Source organism: Thermodesulfobacteriota bacterium (genome assembly GCA_036482575.1).
In the GTDB taxonomy this organism is placed as follows: domain Bacteria; phylum Desulfobacterota; class GWC2-55-46; order GWC2-55-46; family JAUVFY01; genus JAZGJJ01.
Genome location: JAZGJJ010000228.1, coordinates 1 through 2,193, shown reverse-complemented (window position 1 = coordinate 2,193; position 2,193 = coordinate 1). Strand labels below are relative to the sequence as shown.

General features: G+C 59.6%; 2 protein-coding genes and 1 riboswitch. Both genes read right to left on the bottom strand.

Annotation, left to right across the window (positions count from 1 at the left end):
• On the bottom strand, positions 1 to 1,314 hold a 1,314-nt coding region (hydG, locus tag V3W31_10250; protein MEE9615310.1), incomplete at its 3' end, for a [FeFe] hydrogenase H-cluster radical SAM maturase HydG.
• 93 nt (positions 1,315 to 1,407) lie between these two features.
• Positions 1,408 to 1,516: riboswitch (TPP riboswitch) on the bottom strand.
• Positions 1,517 to 1,584: 68 nt separating this feature from the next.
• Positions 1,585 to 2,166, bottom strand: coding sequence for a response regulator (locus V3W31_10245; protein MEE9615309.1), 582 nt, complete (start codon positions 2,164 to 2,166; stop codon positions 1,585 to 1,587).
• Between the last annotated feature and the right edge of the window lie 27 nt (positions 2,167 to 2,193).

Below are 2,193 nucleotides of genomic sequence, written 5' to 3'. Positions count from 1 at the left end.
GTCCATGGCAAGGTCGAGCGCCTTTTCGAGCGCTTCACCCCTGCCGTTACTCGCCGTGTCGAGAAGGTACTCCTTCAAGGTGAGTATGGCGTTCGCCTGGCAAAAACCCTTCATACCTCCGGCGGTGGCAATGGCGTTAAAATTACTTCCGACCCTGCCGGTGCGGTAGCAGGTGGTGCATAGGCTCGGCAGGAACCCCTCGGCGGCTATGGAGGCCATGACCTCACCGAGCGAGGCGTGGTCCTCGGTCGCGAACTGTTTTAAAGTCTCCTCCTTCGCTGCGGTATAACCACCCGGGGCGGTGCGCGAGGCGGCGCTAAGCTGGGAGGCGCCAATATGGATGAGATTTTTGCGGAGCGGAGCGGACTCCCTCGTTGAGACGACCACACCGGCCGTCGGCACGGCCAGCCGGAAGACGGCCACCGTCTTCTTAAGCTCCTCGTCGGTAACCGGGTGCGGCGGCGCCCCGAGGGCCGAGCCCTCGGCGGGCCTGAGCCTCGGGACGGAGATCGTATGGGCGTGCGTGCCGAACTCATCGTAGAGATGTCTCGTGTGGGCGATAGTCGCGAGGCTATCGTACTTATAGTCGTAGAGACCGAGGAGCGGCCCGATGCCGACGTCTTCGAAGCCCGCCCGAAGGGCGCGCGTCATAACCCCGAGCCTGCGGTCGTAATCGCTTTTTTTTCCCTTCTTGCCGGTCGGGTGCATCCGCTCGTAGGTTGGCCTGTGGTATGTCTCCTGGAAGGCCTGGTAGACCCCGACCCCGGCCTTCTTAAGCTCCTTTAGCTCATCGACCCCCATCGGCGGGGCGTTCAAATGGACTATCCTTATGCCGGTTTCACAATATACGGCCCTTACCGAGCGGAGGATATAGTCGAGCCCCGTTGCCGCGTCCTCGCCGAGGACCATAAGTATTCGCTTGAAGCCGAGCCCTTCGAGCGTTCGGGCCTCGGCGACCACCTCGTCTTCGCTAAGCGCTTTACGGGGAAGCTCACGGTTGGCGCTCCTGAAACCGCAGTAGAGGCAACCATTAGAGCAATGATTCGACAGGTAGAGCGGGGCGAAGAGTACGACCCTCCTCCCGAATATTTTTAGTTTCACCTCACCCGCTTTTTGGTATATCCGCTCAAGAGTCTCCGGCTCTTCGACCGAGAGGAGCACGGCGGCCTCTTCAAGGGAGAGGCCCCGGCACTCCCCAGCGCGCTCAAGGATGCGGGAGAGTTTTTCCCCTCCCCCTCCCCCTCCCCCTCCGACGCCGGAGAGGATGGACTCAATCTCTTCCGTATCGATTATCTTTTCGGCTACTGTGGTCATTGTTTTGGTTTCCTGAACCCGAAATCAAAGAGGCCGCCCCATATAAGAGGCGGCCTCGAAAAATGCGGTAAGGCCGGTCTTGCCGACCTTACCCTCACTGTCGAACCGCTTCCCTACGCCGGCATTACCCGGATTCAGGTTCTCAGGGTCTTCCTTCCTCGAAGGAACTCTCAGCCTTTAGAAGACTCCCCTAGCGTTGTGGCCCGGTATGTAATATACAAAAAGAGGCGCCCGCGCCTGCGGCCGTCCCCGCGTTACGTCTCTCCGAATTCAGATGAGCTTGCTGGCCGAGATGACCATCTCGGCCACATATTTCATCTTCTTGTTCTCTTTCTGCGACTGTACCTGCAGGAGTTTGAAGGCATCCTCTTCGTCTATCTTGCACCTCTTCATCAGAATGCCCTTGGCCCTCTCCACGAGCTTACGCGTCTCGATGGCCTCCTTGAGGTCGCCGACCTCTTCCCTCAGGTCTTCGAACTGGTGATATCTCGAAAACGCGAGCTCCACGGCGGGCAGGAGGTGCTTCCTGGAGACGGGCTTCATAAGGTAGGCAAAAACCCCGGCATCGATGGCCCTTGCGGCCAGGTCCTCGGAAGAGTGGCCGCTAACGAGGATTACGGGCAGCGGGGAGATGGCCGAGACGGCCTTTGCGGCGTCTATGCCGTCCATCTCGGGCATCATTACGTCGAATATGGCCAGGTCGGGCCGGAACTCCCGAACCTTCTCCACAGCGGCCCTTCCGTTAGAAACGGCGGCCACCTCGTAGCCGAGAAGCTCCATGTGTGCCGTCAGGCACTTCCTGGACATGGGGTTGTCCTCGGCGATAAGTACTCTCTTGGGCTTCGCGCTCACTTGCATTTCCTTGGCTGTATTACCACT